This is a genomic window from Streptococcus sp. STR1/CE/0325 (assembly GCF_055386095.1).
This window is the reverse complement of record NZ_AP045018.1, coordinates 1,646,124-1,662,349: the sequence shown is the minus strand read 5'-3', so window position 1 is coordinate 1,662,349 and position 16,226 is coordinate 1,646,124. Positions and strand designations below refer to the sequence as shown.

Here is a 16,226-nt window from a genome sequence, read left to right as displayed (position 1 = left end):
TATTATAAAAATAAAACAAAGGAGAAAAAGAATGGCAGATAATCGAATGCAATTTTCTATTGACAGCAACATGCAGTTTCCCTTAGTTGAGATTGCTCTAGAAAGAGGGGAATCGGTCTATATTCAGCGTGGCAGCATGGTCTATCATCACCCAGATGTGAGCCTCAGTACAGCCCTTAACGGCAGAGGTAGTGGTCTTGGGAAGCTAGTTGGGGCGATTGGTCGCTCTCTGACTTCTGGCGAGTCCATGTTTATCACCCAAGCTGTGTCCTCTAGTGATGAGGGCAAGCTCGCCCTTGCTCCTAGCATGCCAGGGCAGATTATTGCTCTTGAGTTAGGCGCTCAGCAGTACTACCTCAATGATGGTGCTTTTTTAGCTTTGGACGGTTCTGCCCAATACCGCATGGAACGTCAAAGTGTGGGACGCGCCCTCTTTGGTGGTCAAGGTGGTTTCTTTGTCATGCATACAGAAGGAAATGGAACCCTGCTTGCCAATAGCTTTGGTTCGATTAAAAAGCTCAGTCTTTATAACCAAAGCATGACCATTGATAATGCCCATGTGGTGGCGTGGAGTGATACCTTGGACTACGATATTCATCTGGAAAATGGCATGTGGCAATCTTTTGGAACAGGTGAAGGCATTGTCAACACCTTTAGAGGGACGGGTGACATCTATGTGCAAAGTCTGAACTTGGAAACCTTCGCTGAGCGAATCAGTCATTATATTCATACTTCTTCTAATGGATAAGTCAAGACCAATCAGTGGCCCTTTCGGTCACTGTTTTTTTTCTTGCATGCAAAATACCAGACAAGAAAGCAAAAATGATTGAAAAATCATGAAAACTAATGCTTTTATCCTAAAATTTTGCAGAAATCTGTTAAACTAGGTTTAACAATCATGACAAGTAAAGGAGTTTTTTGTGTTTAAAAAAGGATTAACCGGTTATCAGCTCAAATATCTTGGCGCTTTCTTGATGGTGTTAGACCACATCCATCAAATGTTTGTATCCCAAGGTGCGCCCATGTGGTTGACCATGCTAGGACGTTTGGTCATGCCTATCTTTCTTTTCATGTGTGCAGAAGGCTACCACTATACGAGGAGTAAAAAAGCCTATGCTAAGCGCCTTTATATCGCCTTTGTTTTGATGGGGATTGGCAGTCTTTTGTTGCAGCGTCTCTTTGTTTCTGACAATGTGTTGATGAATAACGTGTTTGGAACCATGTTTTTATCTGTTGTGGCCATGTATGGCGTGGATTTGCTTCGTGAAAAGAAAATTGCCAAAGGCCTAGGGATCTTGCTTCTTCCTGTCTTGCCAATTTTCCTTCTTTCTTTATCTAGCCTTCATCCTATTTTTATCTATTCCTTCTTATTTCTTCCATCTTATTTGACGGTTGAAGGTGGTATTCTCTGTGTGGGCTTAGCGGTCTTGTTCTATCTGTTTAGGGGCAATCGCTTGGCGCAATTTATTAGCCTAGCCCTTGTCGCCCTTATTTCGACTGGATTTGATTTCAGCCAGCTCTTTATTGCTAATATCCAGTGGATGATGGTCTTTGCGATTATTCCGCTTTATTTCTACAATGGTCAGCGTGGTAAGGGAAGCAAGTATTTCTTTTACATTTTTTATCCTGCGCATATCTATTTCCTCTACCTTTTGGCTTACTTTTTACAGAAATAATCAAAGTCTTGTTCCTGCTAAAAAGGAACAAGACTTTTTCTTGATTTTTTGGTATAATGAGTAGCGAATACGATTTTAAAAAGACAATAGGAGACAAGATGGAAAAAGCCATTCGTGTGCGCTATGCACCAAGTCCAACAGGACTCTTACACATCGGAAATGCAAGAACAGCCCTATTTAACTACCTCTATGCCCGCCATTATGGTGGTGATTTTATTATCCGGATTGAGGATACCGATAGAAAACGCCATGTGGAGGACGGTGAGCGTTCTCAGCTAGATAACCTGCGCTGGCTTGGGATTGATTGGGATGAAAGTCCAGAAACTCACGAGAACTACCGCCAATCCGAGCGCTTAGACATTTATCAAACCTATATTGATGAACTCCTTGAAAAAGGGCTAGCCTACAAGTCTTATGTGACCGAAGAAGAGTTGGCAGCTGAGCGTGAACGCCAAGAAGCAGCGGGTGAAACACCTCGCTATATCAATGAATTCCTAGGCATGACCGAGGACGAAAAAGCAGCCTATATTGCTGAGCGTGAAGCAGCAGGTATCATCCCAACCGTGCGTCTCAAGGTCAAGGAAGATGCCATCTACAAATGGCAAGATATGGTCAAGGGTGAAATCAGCTTTGAAGGTGGCAATATCGGTGGCGACTGGGTTATCCAAAAGAAAGATGGCTATCCAACCTATAACTTTGCGGTAGTGGTGGACGACCATCTCATGGCTATTTCTCATGTTATCCGTGGGGATGACCATATTGCCAACACACCAAAACAACTCATGGTTTATGAAGCGCTAGGCTGGGAAGCGCCAGAGTTTGGTCACATGACCCTCATCATCAATAGCGAGACAGGTAAAAAGCTGTCTAAGCGGGATACCAATACCCTTCAATTTATCGAAGACTACCGTAAAAAAGGTTATTTGCCTGAAGCGGTCTTTAACTTTATCGCTTTACTCGGTTGGAATCCTGGTGGCGAGGAGGAGATTTTCTCTAAAGACCAATTGATTGAGTTGTTTGATGAACACCGTCTTAGTAAGTCACCAGCTGCTTTTGATCAGAAAAAAATGGACTGGATGAGCAACGACTACATCAAGCACGCAGATACGGATGTGATTTTTGAGTTGGCAAAACCTTATCTGGAAGCAGCTGGTCGCTTGACAGACAAGGCGAGAGATATGGTGGCGCTTTATCAACCACAGATGACAGCTGCTGATGAAATCGTGCCCTTGACTGATTTGTTCTTCACTGATTTTCCAACATTAGACGAAGCTGAAAAAGAGGTGATGGCAGCAGAGACTGTTCCTGTGGTACTTGCTAGCTTTAGGGAAAAATTAGCTGCCCTATCCGAAGAAGATTTTACCGCAGCAGCCATTAGCCCACAGATTAAGGCTGTCCAAAAAGAGACTGGAATCAAGGGTAAAAATCTCTTTATGCCGATTCGGATTGCCGTATCAGGTGCCATGCACGGTCCAGATCTCCCCAATACTATCTATTTGCTAGGCAAGGAAAAATCTCTATCTCACTTGGATAAGGTGTTAGAGCAACTAGAAAAATAAGATCAAAGGGTTGAGGATTGCCTCAATCCTTTTTCCTTGCCCTTATTTGTGCTATACTATGAAGAAAGTGGTGGATGAAAGGGCGCAGAATGAAAACATTTCAGATTTTTCCTCAAAATGGTCGAGTGGTGTCTATGGTGCTGATTGGGATTGGTGGTGCGATTGACCTCTTTTCTCATCAGCATATCGGGTCTTTGGTTGCGACACAGACGGGAAATTTGGTCTTATTGATTGCAGATAGTTCAGCGCATCATTTTGGCTCAGTCTGGATTCATTGTTGGTCTATTTTTTGTTTTTCTCTAGGCTTTCTTTTTGGCCTATTGACCAAGGATCACCTACCGCCTGCTTTTGGTCAGTTGTTTTCAGTTTTTCCCTTACTTCTGACTAGCTTTGTGCTCCCTCTTTTTCCTAAGGTGCTGCTGACCTGGATTGTTCTATTAGCCTTTAGCACAGGTCTTTTTATGCAGGCTTTTACCAATAGTAAGGTCGAATCTCATGCCTTTACCATCATGATGACGTCTGGGAATTTTCGTAAAATGCTTTTGAGCTGGTATTTATATCTGACCAAGGGACACAAGCAAGACGCCCTCAAACGTCAGGCGCTCAATTATAGTTTGATTGTCACAAGTTTTATTTTAGGGGCTTTCTTATTAGCGATTTTCAATGTCTTTTTTGGTGCGAAAAGCCTTTGGCTTGTGAGCTTAGCTTTGCTGTTTGTGATCCAAAATGATTGGCGTTCTTATCTAAAAACAAGAAAAAGCACTTGTGACGAGGCCTAGTCCCTAGTCATAGCTTGCCAAATCAGTGAAATCATGGTAAAATGAAAGTTACGGAGGCGTTATGGCACAGAAAAAAGCAAGTTTAGCCTGTGCGGTTTGCGGCAATCGCAACTACTCGATTAAGGTGAGTAGTAATCCCAAACCCACTCGCTTAGCAGTAAATAAATTTTGTAAGTATTGTAAACAATATACCGAACATAAAGAAACCAGATAGAAAAGGAGATTGCCTTGAAATTTAGTATTTTCAGTGTTTTGAGACACACCACATGGCCCAATCGTAAGCAGCGGTGGAAAGACTTTATCTCAGTTATCCAATATACCGCCTTTTATACCTTGATTATCTATGTTTTCGACAAATTATTGTCACTAGGGATTTTGGAATTAATCAGTCGATTTTAATCAAACGATAAAGCAGAAAGGATAAAAAATGTTAGATAGTTTTGATAAGGGCTGGTTTGTCCTTCAGACCTACTCTGGATATGAAAACAAGGTCAAAGAAAACCTCTTACAACGTGCTCAAACCTACAATATGTTAGACAATATCTTGCGCGTGGAGATTCCGACTCAGACCGTCAATGTAGAAAAAAATGGAAAAGTCAAAGAGGTTGAAGAAAATCGTTTCCCTGGTTATGTCCTCGTTGAGATGGTCATGACTGACGAGGCTTGGTTTGTGGTGCGTAACACCCCAAACGTCACAGGATTTGTCGGCTCACACGGAAACCGCTCTAAACCAACCCCGCTCTTGGAAGAAGAAATCCGCGCTATCCTCTTGTCTATGGGACAAACGGTTGACATTATTGACACCAACATTAAAGCGGGTGACATGGTTCAAATCATCGATGGTGCCTTTATGGGACAAGAAGGACGTGTCGTTGAGATTGAAAACAATAAAGTGAAGATTATGATTAACATGTTTGGTTCTGAAACCCAAGCAGAGCTTGAGCTTTATCAAATTGCAGAAATTTAAGAGAGAAGCAGGCGACTAGCCTGTTTTTTGATGGAAAAGTTTAGAAAAAATCATTGACTTTTTCGAGTGGATTTGATAAGATATTAGTCGGTACTTTTTACTTTTGGTCTCTCAAGAGTGTACAGAGACGTGCTGACAAATGTTGCAAAAGTACACGCCATTCTAGGCAGTCACCATGTGCTAGAATAACCAAAAATAAAAAATTTACAGGAGAAAGTAGATGCCTACAATTAACCAGTTGGTTCGTAAACCACGCCAATCTAAGGTAGAAAAATCTAAATCACCAGCGCTTAACGTTGGTTACAACAGTCTTAAACGTGTTCCAACCCGTGAAAACTCTCCACAAAAACGTGGAGTTGCGACTCGTGTTGGTACCATGACACCGAAAAAACCTAACTCAGCCCTTCGTAAATTTGCCCGTGTACGTCTTAGCAACTTGATCGAAGTAACAGCTTACATCCCAGGTATCGGCCACAACCTTCAAGAACACAGTGTGGTTCTTATCCGCGGTGGACGTGTAAAAGACCTTCCAGGGGTACGTTACCATATCGTTCGTGGTGCACTTGATACAGCAGGTGTTAACGATCGTCGTCAAAGCCGTTCTAAATACGGTACAAAACGTCCTAAAGGATAAGAAGGGAGATAAGAGAACATGAGTCGTAAAAATAGAGCGCCTAAGCGCGAAGTATTAGCAGATCCACTTTACCACTCAACATTGGTGACACGTCTTATCAACCGTGTCATGCTTGATGGAAAACGTGGTGTTGCAGCAAGCATCGTTTACGGTGCCTTTGAACAAATCGCAGAAACAACAGACACAAACGCACTTGAAGTTTTTGAAACAGCTATGGAAAACATCATGCCTGTTCTTGAAGTTCGTGCTCGTCGTGTCGGTGGTTCTAATTACCAAGTCCCAGTTGAAGTTCGTCCAGAGCGTCGTATCACCCTAGGTCTTCGTTGGTTGGTGAACGCTTCTCGTCTTCGTGGTGAGCACACGATGAAAGAACGTTTGGCAAAAGAAATCATGGATGCGGCTAACAACACTGGTGCAGCTGTCAAGAAACGTGAAGACACGCATAAGATGGCAGAAGCTAACCGTGCCTTCGCACACTTCAGATGGTAAGATAAGATGTGAGGGCGTTAAAAAAGTGAAAAGAATTTTAGGAAATCTGATGACGAAGCTTTCGCTTCTAAGAAGATTTATCTAAATTCCGAGCTTTTAGCCCGAACTCAATTACCTGAGGTGTGAGCTGCGGTTTTGACTACCTTAGAAATAATTTTCACTCACATCTCAATTTACGGGTAGGTCTTGCCTATCCGTTTTTTACAAATTATGTTATAATAGCACATGTAAACAAAAATTTATTAGGAGAAACACATGGCACGCGAATTTTCACTTGAAAAAACTCGTAATATCGGAATCATGGCCCACGTTGATGCGGGTAAAACCACAACAACTGAGCGTATTCTTTACTATACTGGTAAGATCCATAAAATCGGTGAAACCCACGAAGGGGCTTCCCAAATGGACTGGATGGAGCAAGAGCAAGAACGTGGTATCACCATCACGTCTGCTGCGACAACAGCGCAATGGGATGGTCACCGCGTTAACATCATCGACACCCCAGGGCACGTGGACTTCACTATCGAAGTACAACGTTCACTTCGTGTCCTTGACGGTGCGGTAACCGTTCTTGACGCTCAGTCTGGTGTAGAACCACAAACAGAAACTGTATGGCGCCAAGCAACTGAGTACGGTGTTCCTCGTATTGTATTTGCTAACAAGATGGATAAAATCGGTGCAGACTTCCTTTACTCTGTCTCTACTCTTCACGATCGTCTTCAAGCAAATGCACATCCTATCCAACTTCCAATCGGTTCTGAAGATGACTTCCGCGGAATCATCGACCTTATCAAGATGAAGGCTGAAATCTATACCAACGACCTTGGTACGGATATCTTAGAAGAAGATATCCCAGCTGATTACCTTGAACAAGCAGAAGAATACCGTGAAAAATTGGTAGAAGCTGTTGCTGAAACAGATGAAGAACTCATGATGAAATATCTTGAAGGTGAAGAAATCACTAACGAGGAATTGAAAGCTGCTATCCGTAAAGCAACCATCAATGTTGAATTCTTCCCAGTTCTTTGTGGTTCTGCCTTCAAGAATAAAGGTGTTCAAATGATGCTTGATGCGGTTATCGACTACCTTCCAAGCCCGCTTGATATCCCTGCGATTAAAGGAATCAACCCAGATACAGATGAAGAAGAAACACGTCCTGCTTCTGATGAAGAGCCATTTGCAGCACTTGCCTTCAAGATCATGACAGACCCATTCGTTGGACGTCTTACTTTCTTCCGTGTGTACTCAGGTATCCTTAACTCTGGTTCATACGTGATGAATACATCTAAAGGTAAACGTGAGCGTATTGGACGTATCCTTCAAATGCACGCCAACAGCCGTGAAGAAATCCAAACCGTTTACGCTGGTGACATCGCTGCAGCTGTAGGTCTTAAAGATACAACAACTGGTGACTCTCTCACTGATGAAAAAGCAAAAATCATCCTTGAGTCTATCAACGTTCCAGAACCTGTTATCCAACTCATGGTTGAACCTAAGTCTAAAGCAGACCAAGACAAGATGGGTATCGCCCTTCAAAAACTGGCTGAAGAAGATCCAACTTTCCGTGTTGAAACCAACGTGGAAACAGGTGAAACTGTCATCTCTGGTATGGGTGAGCTTCACTTGGATGTCCTTGTTGACCGTATGCGTCGTGAGTTCAAGGTAGAAGCAAACGTCGGTGCGCCTCAAGTATCTTACCGTGAAACCTTCCGTGCGCCAACTCAAGCCCGTGGATTCTTTAAACGCCAATCTGGTGGTAAAGGTCAATTCGGTGACGTTTGGATTGAATTCACTCCAAACGAAGAAGGAAAAGGCTTCGAGTTTGAAAATGCTATCGTCGGTGGGGTTGTCCCTCGTGAGTTTATCCCAGCTGTTGAAAAAGGACTCATCGAGTCTATGGCTAACGGGGTACTTGCAGGTTACCCAATCGTTGACGTCAAAGCAAAACTTTATGACGGAAGCTACCATGATGTCGACTCATCTGAAACAGCCTTCAAAGTGGCAGCATCTCTTGCCCTTAAAGAAGCAGCTAAGACTGCACAACCAGCCATCCTTGAGCCAATGATGCTTGTAACGATCACTGCACCAGAAGACAACCTTGGTGACGTTATGGGACACGTGACAGCTCGTCGTGGACGTGTAGACGGTATGGAAGCGCGTGGTAACACTCAAGTGGTTCGTGCCTTTGTCCCACTTGCTGAAATGTTCGGTTATGCGACTGTTCTTCGTTCAGCAACTCAAGGACGTGGTACTTTCATGATGGTTTTTGACCATTACGAAGACGTACCTAAATCAGTGCAAGAAGAAATCATTAAGAAAAACAAAGGTGAATAATCACCGATGGGGAAGGTTTGAAACCAAATGGTTTCAAACCTTTTTTGTTTTCGAAAAATGAAAGGGTTTCCCTAGACAAAAACAGTTGCTTTTTTTTAGAAATCAAGATATAATAGTCATGTTGAAAGGTTGGTTTGTGCTTTTTCAAGTTAATCTTTTCACAAATAATAGGATTACCCTAAATTATAATTGGATTTTCATAAGGAGGAAATCACACATGGTAGTTAAAGTTGGTATTAACGGTTTCGGTCGTATCGGACGTCTTGCATTCCGTCGTATCCAAAACGTAGAAGGTGTTGAAGTAGCACGCATCAACGACCTTACAGATCCTAAGATGCTTGCTCATCTTCTTAAATATGATTCAACTCAAGGTCGTTTCGACGGTACTGTTGAAGTTAAAGAAGGTGGATTTGAAGTTAACGGTAAATTCGTTAAGGTGTCTGCTGAACGTGACCCTCAAAACATTGACTGGGCAACTGACGGTGTAGATATCGTTCTTGAAGCAACTGGATTCTTCACTTCTAAAGAAAAAGCAGAACTTCACCTTCATGAAAATGGAGCTAAGAAAGTTGTGATCACTGCTCCTGGTGGAAACGATGTGAAAACAATCGTTTTCAACACTAACCAAGATATCCTTGATGGTACTGAAACAGTTATCTCAGGTGCTTCATGTACAACAAACTGCTTGGCACCAATGGCTAAAGCTCTTCACGATAACTTCGGTGTTGTAGAAGGATTGATGACAACTATCCATGCTTACACTGGTGACCAAATGCTTCTTGACGGACCACACCGTGGTGGTGACCTTCGTCGTGCTCGTGCAGCTGCAGCAAACATCGTTCCTAACTCAACAGGTGCTGCAAAAGCAATCGGTCTTGTTATCCCTGAATTGAACGGAAAACTTGATGGTGCTGCACAACGTGTTCCTGTACCAACTGGATCTGTAACAGAACTTGTTGCTGTTCTTGAAAAGAACGTAACAGCAGAAGAAATCAATGCTGCAATGAAAGCTGCTGCTAACGAATCTTACGGATACACTGAAGATCCAATCGTATCTTCTGACATCGTTGGTATGTCATTTGGTTCACTCTTTGACGCAACTCAAACAAAAGTACTTGACGTTGACGGTAAACAATTGGTGAAAGTTGTATCATGGTACGATAACGAAATGTCATACACAGCTCAATTGGTTCGTACTCTTGAGTACTTCGCTAAATTGGCTAAATAATTGTAATGAATAAGGAGAGGTGCTAGCATCTCTCTTTTTTTGTTTTCTAAAAAAGAGAGAACATATTTGGTGCTTTCTCAAGAGGTAGAAGAGGGCGTGGTGGAAATTAGCCACTAGAATGACTGATAACTTCTCATTTTGTCAACACCTCTTGACTTTCTCTGAGACTTGCCACAGTTGGGTCTGCCACTGCCCTGATGAAAATGGTGATGAGTAGGGTAGTGTCAATCTCTCGCCAGTTGCTGTGGAATAAATCAACCCCAACTGCTGGGTTATCTGTTTTCCTTTCATAAGATTTTTCAATAATTATTGTTTAACTTTTTGCAATCAATACACGTCGTAATTGGAGTATATTCAAAGAAATAATCAGAACGACCTGTCATTCTGTTTTTACCAGTATACTGGAGGATTGAGTGGACGGTTAGAAAGGTTATCATGGAGTGATTATAAGTTCTCTACCAAAGTGTTTTCATATATCAGACAATAGTATCAATATTTCGCAGTTTGCGCCTATTTTTCTAGACGGTAACAGATTATAATAAAAGTATCAAGCAAATAGGAGTAATAGCATGCGTAAAATTATTTTTTTAGATGTCGATGGTACTCTGGTGGACTATCACAATCGCATTCCAGCATCAGCCATTCAAGCCATTCAGGAAGCTCGTCAAAACGGTCATCTAGTCTACATTTGTACCGGTCGCAGTCGCTCGGAAATTCAGCCGGAACTGTGGGAAATTGGCTTAGATGGTATGATTGGTGGGAATGGTTCTTATATCGAACATCAGGGGCAGGTCATCATGCACCAACTCATCTCAAAAGAAGACAGCAAGGCGATTGTCGACTGGCTTCATGAGCGTGGGCTGGAATTTTACCTAGAAAGTAATAATGGTCTCTTTGCCAGTGAACATTTTCGTGAACGAGCAAGAGATGTCCTTAAACAATATGCCCTGTACAAGGGCAAGACAGCAGAGGAGGTTGCTCATCAAGAAGCAGAAGATGTCATGCACGGTATCGTCTATGGTGGGGAACTTTATCGATCTGATCTCAACAAGGTCAGTTTTATCCTTGACTCCTATCAAGACCATTTAGACTCAAAAGAAGCCTTTCCTCACTTGGTTACAAATACTTGGGGAGGTCGAGGAGAGTCTGCTCTCTTTGGCGATTTGGGAGTAAAGAACATTGACAAAGCTCATGCGGTAGAAGTCTTGCTCCAGCATCTAGGAGCTAGTCAGGCGGACACCATCGCCTTTGGAGATGCCAAAATTGACATTCCAATGTTAGATTATTGTGACATAGGAGTAGCAATGGGAAATGGCGGAGCAGAAATCTTAGCCATGGCAGATATGACTACAGAGGATGTAGAAGAAGATGGTTTATATCATGCCTTTGAACGCTTGGGTCTTTTATAAAAGTAGACCAAAATCCTAGAGGTGAAAAGTTTCTTTTTCCGTAGTGTTAAGGAAAAACATGGCGTTAACATCTTACACGAAAAGCAGTATAATGAAAGTATCAAACTCAGGAGGATAAAAGATGTCTACATTTAAAGATGGATTTTTATGGGGTGGAGCGGTTGCTGCTCACCAACTAGAAGGAGCTTGGCAAGCTGGTGGCAAAGGCATCAGCGTGGCAGATGTCATGACCGCAGGACGACATGGTGTAGCCCGTGAGATAACAGCAGGCGTGCTAGAGGGAAAATACTATCCCAATCATGAAGCGATTGACTTTTATCATCGGTATAAAGAAGACATTGCACTCTTTGCAGAGATGGGCTTTAAGTGTTTTCGTACCTCGATTGCGTGGACACGCATTTTTCCAAAAGGAGATGAGGTGGAACCCAATGAAGCGGGGTTACAATTTTACGATGACCTGTTTGATGAATGCTTAAAACACGGTATTGAGCCTGTCATCACCCTTTCTCATTTTGAAATGCCCTATCACCTCGTCACGGAATATGGTGGCTGGAAGAATCGAAAATTGATTGATTTTTTTGTCCGTTTTGCCGAGGTTGTCTTTACACGCTATAAAGATAAGGTCAAGTATTGGATGACCTTTAATGAAATCAATAATCAAGCCAATTATCAAGAAGATTTTGCACCTTTTACGAACTCAGGAATTATTTATCAAGAAGGGGACAATCGTGAGGAAATCATGTATCAAGCTGCTCACTATGAACTGGTTGCTTCTGCTCGTGCGGTTAAGCTAGGACATGAAATCAATCCAGAGTTTCAGATTGGCTGTATGATTGCTATGTGTCCTATCTATCCTGCAACGTGCAATCCTAAGGATGTATTGCTAGCTCAAAAGGCAATGCAAAAACGCTATTATTTCGCAGATGTGCATGTTCATGGATATTACCCAGCTCACATCTTGAAGTACTGGGAGAGAAAAGGCTTGGAAATAGATGTGACTGAAAAAGATAAGGCGGACTTGCTAGCAGGTTGTGTTGATTATATTGGCTTTAGCTACTACATGTCCTTTGCCATTAGCTACCATAGAGAAAATCCCCACTACGATTACCTAGAAACAGAAGATTTGGTAAGAAATGAGTATGTCAAAGTGTCCGAGTGGGAATGGCAGATTGATCCTGAAGGTTTACGTTATGCTTTGAACTGGTTTACAGATATGTACCACTTGCCACTGTTCATTGTCGAAAATGGTTTTGGAGCCATTGATCAGCTAGAAGCAGATGGTATGGTGCATGACGATTATCGGATTGACTATCTAGCATCTCATATTGCTGAGATGAAAAAAGCGGTGGTAGAAGATGGAGTGGATTTGATGGGCTATACCCCTTGGGGCTGTATTGACCTCGTATCTGCAGGAACTGGGGAAATGAAAAAACGGTATGGCTTTATCTATGTTGATAAGGATGATGCAGGTCAAGGAAGCTATGCTAGAAGTCCGAAGAAATCCTTTGCTTGGTATCAAAAAGTCATCGCAACAAATGGGGAAGTGTTATGATTGGATTTGTAGCGGCCTGTTTGACAACCTTTGGTTTTGTACCGCAGGTTATCAAGGTGATACGGACAAAGGATACCGAAGCGATTTCTCTTGGTATGTATAGCATGTCCGTTACGGGAATTGGGCTGTGGCTCGTTCATGGAGTGATGATAGGAGATATTCCATTGATTTTGGCAAATGGTATCTCTCTTATCTTGTCTGGTACCATCTTGGTCTATAAGCTTAAATACCATTAATTGCTCAAAGAGGTTGAACAGACGAATTCAGCCTCTTTCTTTGTTTTCATCTTTAAAAAACGAATACGGTTACAATTTACGATTTCTTTTCCGTAGCACAACGGAAAAAATTACTATGGAGATAGGAAGCGTTTTCCTTTATAATAGAATTATCAAATAAAAAGGAGACCGATTATGGCAAAAGCACTGATTATTTGTGCAGCAGGCATGTCATCGTCATTGATGGCAAAGAAAACAACAGAATTATTTAAAAGTCAAGGAGTTGACATTGAAGTAGATGCCATCAATGCAACAGAAGGATCTAAAGCGATTGCTAGTGGGGATTTTGATTTATACTTGGTCAGTCCACAAACCAAGATGTACTACAAGCAGTTCGAAGAAGCTACTCAAAAGGTTGGGAAAAAGATTGCCCAGATTCCTCCACAAGCCTATATTCCGATTCCGATGGGAATTGAAAAAATGGCGGCATTGATTTCTGAAAATATTGGGTAAATAAGTCGAGTTGGTGTTACAATAGGGAATATCACACTATTTGGAGGCGGTAAATGCTTAGTCAAAAAGAGCAGCAGATTCTTCATTATCTGATTGAAAAAAAGGAGTCTTATACGACTAGTCAGGAGTTAGCAGACCACCTATCTTGCTCAGATAGGACAGTGAGAACCTATTTGAAACAGTTAAATATACTTATACAAGCAGGGGGAGTAACCTTGACTTCTAAACAGGGACGCGGCTATCGTTTGGATACAGTAGATCCTCCTGCTTTTCAGAAGTGGCTAAAAGAGGCGACATCTTCTTCGGTTGTACGCGATAGCTATGACCGCTATCATTATATTGTGAATAAGCTCTTGTTTGAACAGAGAGAATTGTACCTCGATGATTTAGCAGAGGAATTGTTTATCAGCCGTTCGACCCTATCTCAGGAATTAAAAAAGATTCGCAAGGATTTGGAAGACTACCATCTCCTTGTAAAGAGTAAGGCGAACAAGGGAATCTATATTTCTGGTGATGAGCGAGACAAGCGCCGCTTCATTATGCATCATCTCTTTCGTGGGAACTTTTTTAAGACGATGCACAACTATATTGATAGCGACATCTTTCAGCCAATCATCAGTCTAGAAGAGCTGACCCTCATCGTCTTGGATGAATGCTACGGAGCTCAACTCAAACTATCTGATTTTGTGATTCAAAATTTAGTGGTTCACATTGCCCTTGCCTTACGCCGTATTCAGCAAGGCTTTCAGATATCGCCAATTCAGGAGGTTCATTCTGGTCTGTATCAGACAGAGCAAGAAACGGCTGGCAGGATTTTACACCGCATAGAAAAAATAACCGGTATCAAATGTCCCAAGGCAGAGACAGACTATATTACCCTGCACTTTGTGTCAAAGGGGACAGCAAACGTGGCGCGAGAACAGATGGATGCTAGCAGCGAAGTGCGCAGGCAGCTGATTACGGCTTTGGAGACTTCTCCCAGCGTGGAAGTCTATCGTTTTTATGAAAATAATCAGTTGTTAGAAGGTGTCGTCACTCATCTGATGACCATGCTAATCCGCCTACAGACCAAGGTTCATTTTGACAATCCTTTGAAAGAAGAGGTTCGTAAGCAGTATAGTCATGTGTTTGAACTAACCAGTAATCTCTTGCAGGAGATGCCGATGTTTGAGAGCTATGTCATTTCTGATGATGAAGTGGCTTATGTAGCCTTGCATTTTATGGCAGCGATGGAGAGTGTAAAAGAGAGACAAAAGTATCACATTCTTGTGATTTGTGCGACAGGTTACGGCAGTGCACAGCTGTTGCGCAATCGGATTGAAAGTGAATTGGGCGGTATCGTTCATATCGAAGACGTCATTGGCTACTACGACTTGAGCGATGAGCGGTTGGAAAATATTGATTTTATCATTTCTTCCATTGACCTATCTAACTTGGTCTTTAGCGTTCCTGTCTTTACTGTCAGTGTCTTTTTCACCTCTGATGAGGCAAACCAGATTAAATGTTCTATCAAACAACTTCGTTTCCCACAGGGTATTTCTAGACAAGTTCACTCTCAAGATAAATGGACTGTGGAACAGTTATTTGATCAGTATTTTTCAAAAGACTGTTTTATTCGCTTAGAAGAAGGCGAAAAATCAGAAGTTTTATCCCAGCTAGCTTGTTGTCTATCGTCCGAAGAGGAAGTGGGCTTTTCAGACCTTCTCTTAGAGTACATGAAGCACCGTGAACAAATGAGTTCGGTCGTCTTTAGTCCAACTATTGCAGTTCCTCATCCTATCAAGCCGATTGCAAAACAACATCGCATTGCGGTAGCTGTGGTTTCAAAAGGACTTGACTGGAATCAGCAAGTAAGTCAGATACAGTTAATTTTCTTGTTATCACCGTCTATCTATGAAAATGAAGGAATGGAGCGGTTAACCGCCCAACTGATTGACCTACTAGACGATGATGTCTTACAAGAAAAAATGGTAGCTAGTCAATCTTTTGAAGAATTTAGAGAATTATTTTTACAGATTGGAGGAAACAGATGAATCCGGAAGAATTACAAGTAGTTGCCTTTCAAATTATCCTGCACAGTGGTACAGCTCGAACAGAAGTTCACGAGGCTTTTGCAGCTATGCGTGCACATGATTATAATCTGGCGAGTGAAAAATTAGAAACAGCAAATGCAGAATTGGTAGAAGCGCATCATGCTCAGACGAAGCTACTTCAAGATTATGCGAGCGGGGTTGAGATTGCAATTGAGATTATCATGGTACATGCACAAGATCATCTTATGACGACCATGACACTAAGGGAAGTTGCTCTTGAGATGCTGGAATTGTATAGACGGATTGACTAAAAGGAAGGGATGGAGATGGTAAAAAAAGAGCGAAAGACGCTAGCAGACTATCGAAATGAAAATATCCTAAAGAACATGTATTATAGTCGGTATTTTATAATCCGATATGTGACAGCTGCCTTATTTTTTGCTAATCTCTACTGGGTTATGGCCTTTATTGTATCATCGCCTAAACCTGCGATTATTCTTCCTATCTTACTAACATGTATCGCAGCTTCGGGGATGTGGGAGCAAAGTCGCATGTTTACCACCAAGCAAAAAGAGCCTAGAAGGACACGGCTGGTCTATCAGGCAACGCTTGTTACCAATAGCTTCATTCTCGTTTTGCTCTTTGTAAATAGCTATCAATCCTATTACCCTTTCTTGGCTAGCTCACAACAAGTCAGGATTATCTTGTTTCTTGTTCTCACGTTTGGACTTGGCTTATCCATCTTTATTCTCAAGCGATTAGATAAGATTGGTAGGGGTAGAGATAGACAGTATCTTCGTATTCAACACTATCTGACAACAATGAAAAACAAATAAAT

18 protein-coding genes are annotated in these 16,226 nt (G+C 42.0%); all 18 read left to right on the top strand.

The features are described 5' to 3' along the window. Positions 1–31 precede the first annotated feature (31 nt). Positions 32–748, top strand: a complete 717-nt coding sequence (locus ACZ49W_RS07975) for a TIGR00266 family protein (RefSeq protein ID WP_464814774.1) — start codon at positions 32–34, stop codon at positions 746–748. A 172-nt stretch (positions 749–920) separates the two neighbouring features. Next, entirely contained in the window at positions 921–1,676 is a 756-nt protein-coding gene (locus ACZ49W_RS07970; RefSeq protein ID WP_464814773.1) for a TraX family protein, read from the top strand. A 98-nt stretch (positions 1,677–1,774) separates the two neighbouring features. Continuing rightward, positions 1,775–3,235, top strand: a complete 1,461-nt coding sequence (gltX, locus tag ACZ49W_RS07965) for a glutamate--tRNA ligase (protein ID WP_464814772.1) — start codon at positions 1,775–1,777, stop codon at positions 3,233–3,235. A gap of 89 nt (positions 3,236–3,324) precedes the next feature. Further along, the gene (locus tag ACZ49W_RS07960) at positions 3,325–4,014 is read left to right on the top strand and encodes a DUF1275 family protein (protein ID WP_464814771.1); all 690 of its coding nucleotides are present in this window, start codon (positions 3,325–3,327) and stop codon (positions 4,012–4,014) included. A 61-nt stretch (positions 4,015–4,075) separates the two neighbouring features. Continuing rightward, on the top strand, positions 4,076–4,228 hold the full coding sequence (gene rpmG, locus ACZ49W_RS07955; protein WP_464814770.1) for a 50S ribosomal protein L33: 153 nt from the start codon (positions 4,076–4,078) through the stop codon (positions 4,226–4,228). An 8-nt stretch (positions 4,229–4,236) separates the two neighbouring features. Further along, a complete protein-coding gene (gene secE / locus ACZ49W_RS07950) occupies positions 4,237–4,413 on the top strand; it encodes a preprotein translocase subunit SecE (protein ID WP_464814978.1) in 177 nt (58 codons plus the stop codon). Between the two features lie 28 nt (positions 4,414–4,441). Beyond that, positions 4,442–4,981 (top strand): transcription termination/antitermination protein NusG, encoded by a 540-nt coding sequence (nusG, locus tag ACZ49W_RS07945; protein WP_464814769.1) that lies wholly within the window; start codon positions 4,442–4,444, stop codon positions 4,979–4,981. Between the two features lie 220 nt (positions 4,982–5,201). Next, the gene (gene rpsL, locus ACZ49W_RS07940; RefSeq protein ID WP_464814768.1) at positions 5,202–5,615 is read left to right on the top strand and encodes a 30S ribosomal protein S12; all 414 of its coding nucleotides are present in this window, start codon (positions 5,202–5,204) and stop codon (positions 5,613–5,615) included. A gap of 18 nt (positions 5,616–5,633) precedes the next feature. Further along, the gene (rpsG, locus tag ACZ49W_RS07935; protein WP_464814767.1) at positions 5,634–6,104 is read left to right on the top strand and encodes a 30S ribosomal protein S7; all 471 of its coding nucleotides are present in this window, start codon (positions 5,634–5,636) and stop codon (positions 6,102–6,104) included. Positions 6,105–6,359: 255 nt separating this feature from the next. Beyond that, positions 6,360–8,438 (top strand): elongation factor G, encoded by a 2,079-nt coding sequence (fusA, locus tag ACZ49W_RS07930; RefSeq protein WP_464814766.1) that lies wholly within the window; start codon positions 6,360–6,362, stop codon positions 8,436–8,438. A 217-nt stretch (positions 8,439–8,655) separates the two neighbouring features. Further along, positions 8,656–9,666 carry a type I glyceraldehyde-3-phosphate dehydrogenase gene (gene gap, locus ACZ49W_RS07925; RefSeq protein ID WP_464814765.1) on the top strand — a complete coding sequence of 337 codons (1,011 nt, stop codon included), beginning with the start codon at positions 8,656–8,658 and terminating at the stop codon, positions 9,664–9,666. Between the two features lie 569 nt (positions 9,667–10,235). Beyond that, positions 10,236–11,075 (top strand): HAD family hydrolase, encoded by an 840-nt coding sequence (locus ACZ49W_RS07920; protein WP_464814764.1) that lies wholly within the window; start codon positions 10,236–10,238, stop codon positions 11,073–11,075. Between the two features lie 121 nt (positions 11,076–11,196). Further along, entirely contained in the window at positions 11,197–12,627 is a 1,431-nt protein-coding gene (locus tag ACZ49W_RS07915) for a 6-phospho-beta-glucosidase (protein WP_464814763.1), read from the top strand. Beyond that, complete coding sequence (locus ACZ49W_RS07910) at positions 12,624–12,863, top strand: SemiSWEET transporter (protein WP_464814762.1); 240 nt, start codon at positions 12,624–12,626, stop codon at positions 12,861–12,863. Before ACZ49W_RS07915 ends, ACZ49W_RS07910 begins: the two co-directional genes overlap by 4 nt. A 174-nt stretch (positions 12,864–13,037) precedes the next feature. Further along, positions 13,038–13,355, top strand: coding sequence for a PTS cellobiose transporter subunit IIB (locus ACZ49W_RS07905; protein WP_464814761.1), 318 nt, complete (start codon positions 13,038–13,040; stop codon positions 13,353–13,355). Positions 13,356–13,408: 53 nt separating this feature from the next. Further along, positions 13,409–15,388, top strand: a complete 1,980-nt coding sequence (locus ACZ49W_RS07900; RefSeq protein WP_464814760.1) for a BglG family transcription antiterminator — start codon at positions 13,409–13,411, stop codon at positions 15,386–15,388. Then, positions 15,385–15,699, top strand: coding sequence for a PTS cellobiose transporter subunit IIA (locus tag ACZ49W_RS07895; protein ID WP_464814759.1), 315 nt, complete (start codon positions 15,385–15,387; stop codon positions 15,697–15,699). The genes ACZ49W_RS07900 and ACZ49W_RS07895 overlap by 4 nt, the downstream gene beginning before the upstream one ends. A gap of 15 nt (positions 15,700–15,714) precedes the next feature. Next, entirely contained in the window at positions 15,715–16,224 is a 510-nt protein-coding gene (locus ACZ49W_RS07890) for a hypothetical protein (protein WP_464814758.1), read from the top strand. The last annotated feature ends 2 nt before the right edge of the window (positions 16,225–16,226 follow it).

Coding starts and splice junctions, on each gene's coding strand:
- ACZ49W_RS07975 (WP_464814774.1), top strand. CDS start 32: ATGGCAGATAATCGAATGCAATTTTCTATTGACAGCAACATGCAGTTT.
- gltX (WP_464814772.1), top strand. CDS start 1,775: ATGGAAAAAGCCATTCGTGTGCGCTATGCACCAAGTCCAACAGGACTC.
- ACZ49W_RS07960 (WP_464814771.1), top strand. CDS start 3,325: ATGAAAACATTTCAGATTTTTCCTCAAAATGGTCGAGTGGTGTCTATG.
- rpmG (WP_464814770.1), top strand. CDS start 4,076: ATGGCACAGAAAAAAGCAAGTTTAGCCTGTGCGGTTTGCGGCAATCGC.
- nusG (WP_464814769.1), top strand. CDS start 4,442: ATGTTAGATAGTTTTGATAAGGGCTGGTTTGTCCTTCAGACCTACTCT.
- rpsL (WP_464814768.1), top strand. CDS start 5,202: ATGCCTACAATTAACCAGTTGGTTCGTAAACCACGCCAATCTAAGGTA.
- rpsG (WP_464814767.1), top strand. CDS start 5,634: ATGAGTCGTAAAAATAGAGCGCCTAAGCGCGAAGTATTAGCAGATCCA.
- fusA (WP_464814766.1), top strand. CDS start 6,360: ATGGCACGCGAATTTTCACTTGAAAAAACTCGTAATATCGGAATCATG.
- gap (WP_464814765.1), top strand. CDS start 8,656: ATGGTAGTTAAAGTTGGTATTAACGGTTTCGGTCGTATCGGACGTCTT.
- ACZ49W_RS07920 (WP_464814764.1), top strand. CDS start 10,236: ATGCGTAAAATTATTTTTTTAGATGTCGATGGTACTCTGGTGGACTAT.
- ACZ49W_RS07915 (WP_464814763.1), top strand. CDS start 11,197: ATGTCTACATTTAAAGATGGATTTTTATGGGGTGGAGCGGTTGCTGCT.
- ACZ49W_RS07910 (WP_464814762.1), top strand. CDS start 12,624: ATGATTGGATTTGTAGCGGCCTGTTTGACAACCTTTGGTTTTGTACCG.
- ACZ49W_RS07905 (WP_464814761.1), top strand. CDS start 13,038: ATGGCAAAAGCACTGATTATTTGTGCAGCAGGCATGTCATCGTCATTG.
- ACZ49W_RS07900 (WP_464814760.1), top strand. CDS start 13,409: ATGCTTAGTCAAAAAGAGCAGCAGATTCTTCATTATCTGATTGAAAAA.
- ACZ49W_RS07895 (WP_464814759.1), top strand. CDS start 15,385: ATGAATCCGGAAGAATTACAAGTAGTTGCCTTTCAAATTATCCTGCAC.
- ACZ49W_RS07890 (WP_464814758.1), top strand. CDS start 15,715: ATGGTAAAAAAAGAGCGAAAGACGCTAGCAGACTATCGAAATGAAAAT.